Consider the following 6,694-nt stretch of genomic DNA (forward strand, 5'->3'; position numbering starts at 1 on the left):
TATTCAGTTGATCGAAGACCGTCAACCAGGGGAGGCTGGTAAAACTGCGCCTTATGTCAAAAATTATTATAACAGATTGAATTATAACAATAAAAAATATTGGGGACCCACACGCCCCCGCCCCGCCCGTCCGGACTTGCCAAAAAGCCTCCCTTCCCGGGGCCAAAAAAACGCCGGGCCATCACAGCCCGGCGCGCATTTCCCGCCATTTCAGGTACCATTCGACGAATCGAGGTATCCCGTCTTCCAGCCTGGTCGAGGGCACGTAGCCACACAGCGCATTTAGCGCGCTCACGTCCGCGCAGGTCTCCGCCGGGTCCGCCTCGGGCTTGGGCAGGCTCACCGTCACCGCCTTGCGGCCCAGCGATTCCTCCAGCAGCCGCACCAGGTCGCTCACATATTCCGCCCGGTGGTTGCCGATGTTGAACAGCCGGTGCGGCGCATCATCCCCTGGCGGATGGTCGAACACGCCGAGAATCCCAGCGATGATGTCGTCGATAAAGGTGAAATCCCGCTTCAACCCGCCATTTTCGTACAGCGGCACCGGCTTGCCGGCCATGATCGCCTCGGCGAAGCCGAAATACGCCATGTCCGGGCGGCCCCACGGCCCGTACACGGTGAAGAATCGCAAACCAGTCTGCTTCAGCCCGAACAGATGCGTGTACGAGGCGCTCATCAGCTCATCCGCCCGCTTCGTGGCGGCGTAGAGCGAGGACGGCCTGTCCGCCCGCTCGCTTTCCGCATAGGGCAAGACCGAGCCGATCCCGTAAACCGAGGACGAACTGGCGTAGATCAGGTGCTTCACGCTCCTGGCGTGCCGCGCCAGCTCCAGCACCGAGAGATGCCCCGTGAGGTTGGATGCCGCATAAGCGAACGGGTTCTCCAGCGAGTAGCGCACCCCCGCCTGGGCCGCGACATGCACGATCACCTCCACGCCGTCGCCCAGCCGCAGCACCGCCTCATGGTCAGCGATATCGAGCTTATGAAAGGTAAACCCCTCCCCCAGCCGCGCCAGCCGGCCGTGCTTCAGCCTCACATCGTAATACGGGTTGAGGTCATCTACCCCCACCACTTCGATGCCCCGGGCCAGCAGCGCCCGCGCCACATGGTAGCCGATAAACCCGGCCGCGCCGGTGACCAGAACGCGCATCAGCCTACCAGCCTGTCTTCGAGCAGGGTCAGAATCGCATGCCCCAGGGTGATGTGGCATTCCTGTACCCGTGCGGTATCCGTTTCCGGTACCACCAGTGCCAAGTCGCAGAGCGCCAGCGCCGGCCCGCCATCGCCTCCCAGCAGCCCAACGCTCACGACTCCCATCTCCCGCGCCGCCCGCAGCGCCCCCAGCACATTGGCCGATTTGCCGGAGGTGGTGATGCCGAACAGCACATCCCCGGCCCGGCCCAGGCCGCGCAGCGGGCGGGCGAACATCTCTTCCACGCCGAAATCATTCACCGCCGCGGTCACGGCCGAGGTATCCAGCGCCAGAGTGATCGCCGGCCAGCTCTGGCGCGCTACCCCCCCGCGCAGGCGGATGACCAGCTCGGTCGCCAGATGCTGCGCATCCGCCGCCGAGCCGCCATTGCCACAGAAAATCAGCTTATTCCCGGCCCGGATCGCCTTTTCACAAGCGTCCACCACGGCCAGCACAGGAGCAGCGTTTTCGGCCAGCGTCAGCTTCAGCTCCGCCGAGCGCCGCAGCATCGCCGCATAGCGCCCAGCCTCCGTTTCGTACATCGAAATGGTCAACTCCCGCCCCTGTTTCGCGGGGGCTTATACGTCAGCGCGCCGTTACTGCGCCACCCAGCCGCCATCCATGGAATGCGCCACGCCGGTCATGGTTTCCGCCCCGTCGGAGCACAAAAACACCGCCAGCGCGCCGAGATGCTCCGGCGTGGAGAATTTCAGCATCGGCTGCTTCTCGGAGAGGAGCGCCCTCTTCTCCTCATCCACCGTAGTGCCGTTCGCCGCCGCACGGTCCTCCAACTGCTTCTGCACCAGCGGGGTGAGCACCCAGCCGGGGCAGATGGCATTCACGGTGACGCCGCTATTGGCCAGCTCGATCGCCGCCACCTTGGTCGCCCCAAGCACGCCATGCTTGGCCGCCACATAGGCCACCTTGTTGGCGCTCCCCACCAGCCCATGGGCCGAAGCGATATTGATGATCCGCCCCCAGGCCTTTGCCTTCATGCCCGGAATGGCCGCCTTCATGCCGTGGAACACGGCGGAGAGGTTGATGGCGATGATCGCATCCCATTTCGCGGCCGGGAACTCCTCGACCGGCGCCACGAATTGGATCCCGGCATTGTTGACCAGGATATCCAGCCCGCCCAGCGTCTCCTGCGTGTTGGCGACGAGCCCCGCCACGCCTTCCGCCTTGCTCAGATCCGCGCCATCATAGCCAACCTTCACGGAAAATTCTTGGGCCAGACCGGCGCGGAGCGCCTCGATCTCCCCTGGATCGCCAAAGCCATTCAGCATCACATCCGCGCCTGCCGCCGCCAGCGCCCGGGCTATGCCTAAACCAATGCCGCTAGTCGAGCCGGTTACCAGAGCCACCTTGCCTTTTAACGCCATCTCGAACACCCTCCGTTTGCACTTGGGCGAGAGCATCACGCGCCCCCTGTCGCGTCAAGCATGGCGGGGGGGGCGTTCTCTCCCGCCCCCTATGAGTGAGTACAACCGGTCACAACGCGAAGGAGTTTTTCTGGCTCATGGACCTGCTGACCGACATGCGGCACCCGCATCAAAAGCCCCTTCCCCCGATGCCAAAAGTCTCCCGCCCCAAAGGGTGCGAGGGGGTCGGCCTGATCCTGCAAGGGGGCGGCGCGCTCGGCGCCTACCAGGCCGGGGTGTACCAGGCGCTGCACGAGGCCGGGCTGGAGCCCGACTGGGTGGCAGGCATGTCCATCGGCGCGATCAATTCGGCCATCATCGCTGGCAACCCGCCGGAGCACCGCGTCGCCAGATTGGAGAAATTCTGGCTCGATATCACGGCGCGCGATCCCTATACCGTGTGGCCCGAGGGCGATTATGCCCGCATGCTGCGCAACATGGCCTCCGCCATGAACGGCGTCCTGTTCGGCCAGCCCGGCTTTTTCCGCCCCCGCCCCTTCTCCGGCTTCTTCGCGCCGCGCGGCTCCCGCGCCGCCACCGCCCTTTACGACACCACCCCTCTGCTCCACACACTGGAAAACCTCGTCGACTTCGACCTCATCAATGACGGCCCGGTGCGCTTTGCGGTCGGGGCTGTGAATGTCGCCACCGCCAACTTCCAGTATTTCGACAATCACGAGACCGAAATCGGCCCCGAGCACATCATGGCCTCCGGCGCCCTGCCCCCCGGCCTGCCGATGATCCGCATCGGCCGGCACCGCTACTGGGATGGCGGACTGGTCTCCAACACCCCGCTACAGCACCTGCTGGACCATATCGGCGGGCGCAACATGCTGGTCTTTCAGGTTGACCTCTTCGCGGCCCAGGGCGAGGTCCCGCGCGACATGCCCGAGGTTCTGGCCCGCATGAAGGACATCCAGTACTCCTCGCGCACCCGCACCACCACCGATCATTTCCTGCAGACCCACCGGCTGCAGCAGGCCCTGCGCGAGGCGCTCCACATGGTGCCGCCCGAACTGCTCACCGAGCCCCAACGCGAGATGAAGGCCGAGCTCGAGCGCCTGCCCGAGATCAACATCATGCAGCTGATCTACCAGCGGAAGGCCTACGAGGGCGACGCCAAGGATTACGAGTTCAGCCGCATCTCGATGAAGGACCACTGGCGCGCCGGCTATTACGACACGCGCAACACCCTGGCGCATCACGAATGGCTTACCTTCACGGGCGAGGGCGGCATCAACTCTTACGACATCCACCGCACGGGCGAGTGAGTGGCTGCTCCACAAGTCTACTCTGGCGGCCGCCTAGCCGCGTTTTTCTGCGCTCCGGTGCTCGAAAACCACGGCTATCCGCCTCGCCAGAGCGACTTCTGAAGCAACCCCTACCCCTCCCCTTGCGCCCGGCGCGGCGGGCATGGCAACCAAGGCGCCCGTCAACCCCGGAGCCGGAACACCTTGAGCGACTTATTCGAGAGCGGTGCGAGCAAAGACTACGGCGCGAAGGACATCGAAGTCCTCGAAGGCCTGGAGCCCGTCCGCCGCCGCCCGGGCATGTATATCGGCGGCACGGACGAGACCGCCCTGCACCACCTGGCCGCGGAAATCCTGGACAACTCCATGGACGAGGCCGTGGCCGGCCATGCCAGCGTCATCGAGATGACGCTGGAGCCCGGCAACAAGCTCACCACCCGCGACAATGGCCGCGGTATCCCCGTCGACCCGCACCCGAAATTCAAGAACAAATCCGCACTCGAGGTGATCTTCACCACGCTGCACTCGGGCGGCAAGTTCTCCGGCAAGGCCTATGCCACCTCGGGCGGCCTGCACGGCGTTGGCTCCTCCGTGGTCAACGCCCTGTCCAGCAGCTTCACGGCCGAGGTCGCGCGGGAGAAGAAACTCTATCGCCAGGACTACGCCCGCGGCATCCCGCAGACGAAGCTCGTCGAGGTCAGCGCGGTGCAGAACCGCCGCGGCACCTCCATCAGCTTCGTCCCCGATACCGAGATCTTCGGCCCGCTGAAATTCTCCCCGGCGCGGCTGTATAAGCTCTGCCGCTCCAAGGCCTATCTGTTCCGTGGCGTGCGCATCCGCTGGTCCTGCGATCCCTCGCTCATCAAAGCGGATTCGGATGTGCCCGCCCAGGCAGAACTGCACTTCCCCGGCGGCTTGCGTGATTCCCTGGCGGCCGAACTGGGCGACACCGCCCTCGTCCTGCCCGAGATCTGGGCCGGCGAGGCGAAATTCGCCCCGGGCGCGGGCGGCTCCGAGCAAGGCAAGCTGGAATGGGCGCTCGCCTGGGTGGAGCAGGGCGACTCCAGCATCGACACCTATTGCAACACCGTCCCCACCCCGCTTGGCGGGACGCACGAGGCCGGGTTCCGCGCCGCGCTGCTGAAGGGCCTGCGCGCCTGGGCCGAGACCCGCGGCAATAAGCGCGGCGCTGCCATCATCGCCGAGGACGTGCTGGGCAGCCTGCGCGCCAAACTCTCGCTGTTCATCCGCGAACCGCAATTCCAGGGCCAGACCAAGGAAAAGCTGACAACGGCAGAGGCCACGCGCCTCACCGAAACCTCGCTGCGCGACCGCTTCGACCATTTCCTCGCCGGCGACCCAGCCAATGCGGACAACCTGCTGGCCTTCGTCATCGACCGTGCGGAAGACCGCCTGCGCCGCAAGGAACAGAAGGACACGCCGCGCAAATCGGCCACGCGCCGGCTCCGCCTGCCCGGCAAACTCGCCGATTGCGCCACGGAAAATGCCTCGGGCACGGAAATCTTCCTGGTCGAGGGCGATAGCGCCGGCGGCTCCGCCAAGCAGGCGCGCAACCGCAACACCCAGGCGATTCTGCCGCTCAAGGGCAAGATCCTCAACGTCGCCTCCGCCTCCGGCGAAAAGCTCAAGCAGAACCAGGAGCTGAAAGACCTCATCGAGGCCCTGGGCTGCGGCACCGGCTCAAGCTTCAACCGCGCCAATCTGCGCTACGAGCGCATCATCATCATGACGGACGCTGACGTGGACGGCGCGCACATCGCCTCACTGCTGATGACCTTTTTCTACCGCGAACTGCCTGAACTCATCCGCCACGGCCATGTGTATCTGGCGCAGCCGCCGCTCTACCGAATCGTGCAGGGCGCCAAGAGCATCTACGCCATGGACGACGCGCACCGCGAAAAACTGTTAAAAACATTCAAGGCCGGCGCGAAGCTGGAGATCAGCCGCTTCAAAGGCCTCGGTGAAATGCCGCCCGCAGTGCTGAAGGAAACCACCATGGACCCGGCGAAACGCACGCTGCTGCGCATCATGGCCTCGCCTGAAACCCGCGCCGCAACCTCCGACCTGGTTGAGCAGCTGATGGGCAAGCGCCCCGAGCTGCGCTTTCAATTCATCCAGGAAAACGCAGGCAAAGTCGAAGAACTCGACATCTAGCCGCCGTTCTCCCGGAAGTTCACCTCGTAGATCACCGTATCCGCATCGAACCGCGCCTCATGCCAGGTCTCCGGTTCGAGATGGATCACCACGCCCGGGCGCAGCGCAATCTCGCCGCCCGCCCAGGTCAGCATGCCCTCGCCTTCCGCCACCATGAAGAACTGCTCGAACGCATGTGCATGCCGCGCCGCAACATGCCCGGCCTTCACCGTCACGCGCTTGAAGTCGCCCGCCTGTCCGGGGATCAGCCTGCGGTCGGCTTTCGCATCGCCGTAAGGCGCCACCTCATCCCAATGAAACTGCGTTGCATTCACGCACGTCCCTCCGGCCACAAAAAAGCGGCTCCGAGTCGCCCCGGAGCCGCTTTTAAATTCCATTAATAAATAGCTTAGACCAGCTTCTTCAGCGTCGGGGAAGCCTTGAAGCGCACGGTCTTGCCAGCCTTCACCTTGATCTCCTCGCCAGTGCGCGGGTTCACGCCCTTGCGCGCCTTGGTCTTGCGAACGGTGAAGGTGCCGAAGCTCGGCAGCGTAAACTTGCCGTTCTTCTTCATTTCCCTGACGATTGCCTCGATCAGATCCGCCGCGGCCCGATTCGCCGCAACACCGGTGATCTCAGCCGAATTCTGGATAACTTCAGCAATAAAAGCTTTAGAC

At 64.4% G+C, this 6,694-nt stretch carries 7 protein-coding genes; 2 read left to right on the forward strand and 5 right to left on the reverse strand.

The window, feature by feature from the left end; translation table 11 throughout:
• Positions 1–181: 181 nt before the first annotated feature.
• The 3 genes from ACLPJJ_RS03700 to ACLPJJ_RS03710 are packed head-to-tail and all read right to left on the reverse strand — an operon-like array spanning position 182 to position 2,574.
• Positions 182–1,150, reverse strand: a complete 969-nt coding sequence (locus tag ACLPJJ_RS03700) for an NAD-dependent epimerase/dehydratase family protein (protein ID WP_443589564.1) — start codon at positions 1,148–1,150, stop codon at positions 182–184.
• Complete coding sequence (locus tag ACLPJJ_RS03705) at positions 1,150–1,746, reverse strand: D-sedoheptulose-7-phosphate isomerase (RefSeq protein ID WP_443589566.1); 597 nt, start codon at positions 1,744–1,746, stop codon at positions 1,150–1,152. Before ACLPJJ_RS03705 ends, ACLPJJ_RS03700 begins: the two co-directional genes overlap by 1 nt.
• A gap of 42 nt (positions 1,747–1,788) precedes the next feature.
• Positions 1,789–2,574 (reverse strand): 3-hydroxybutyrate dehydrogenase, encoded by a 786-nt coding sequence (locus ACLPJJ_RS03710; protein ID WP_443589568.1) that lies wholly within the window; start codon positions 2,572–2,574, stop codon positions 1,789–1,791.
• Between the two features lie 137 nt (positions 2,575–2,711).
• Between ACLPJJ_RS03710 and ACLPJJ_RS03715 the strand changes: the two genes are divergently transcribed.
• Both ACLPJJ_RS03715 and parE read left to right on the forward strand, forming a co-directional pair.
• Positions 2,712–3,884, forward strand: a complete 1,173-nt coding sequence (locus ACLPJJ_RS03715; protein ID WP_443589570.1) for a patatin-like phospholipase family protein — start codon at positions 2,712–2,714, stop codon at positions 3,882–3,884.
• A gap of 183 nt (positions 3,885–4,067) precedes the next feature.
• Positions 4,068–6,038, forward strand: coding sequence for a DNA topoisomerase IV subunit B (gene parE, locus ACLPJJ_RS03720; protein ID WP_443589572.1), 1,971 nt, complete (start codon positions 4,068–4,070; stop codon positions 6,036–6,038).
• On the opposite strand, the gene ACLPJJ_RS03725 is transcribed toward parE, so the two are convergent.
• Together ACLPJJ_RS03725 and ACLPJJ_RS03730 are read right to left on the reverse strand one after the other, a co-directional pair.
• The gene (locus ACLPJJ_RS03725; protein ID WP_443589573.1) at positions 6,035–6,352 is read right to left on the reverse strand and encodes a cupin domain-containing protein; all 318 of its coding nucleotides are present in this window, start codon (positions 6,350–6,352) and stop codon (positions 6,035–6,037) included. The two genes, parE and ACLPJJ_RS03725, sit on opposite strands and share 4 nt — an antisense overlap.
• Before the next feature lie 74 nt (positions 6,353–6,426).
• On the reverse strand, positions 6,427–6,694 hold a 268-nt coding region (locus ACLPJJ_RS03730), incomplete at its 5' end, for an HU family DNA-binding protein (protein ID WP_443589575.1).

Source organism: Acidocella sp., assembly GCF_052326845.1.
Lineage (GTDB): Bacteria > Pseudomonadota > Alphaproteobacteria > Acetobacterales > Acetobacteraceae > Acidocella.

Coding starts and splice junctions, on each gene's coding strand:
- ACLPJJ_RS03710 (WP_443589568.1), bottom strand. CDS start 2,574: ATGGCGTTAAAAGGCAAGGTGGCTCTGGTAACCGGCTCGACTAGCGGC.
- ACLPJJ_RS03715 (WP_443589570.1), top strand. CDS start 2,712: ATGGACCTGCTGACCGACATGCGGCACCCGCATCAAAAGCCCCTTCCC.
- ACLPJJ_RS03700 (WP_443589564.1), bottom strand. CDS start 1,150: ATGCGCGTTCTGGTCACCGGCGCGGCCGGGTTTATCGGCTACCATGTG.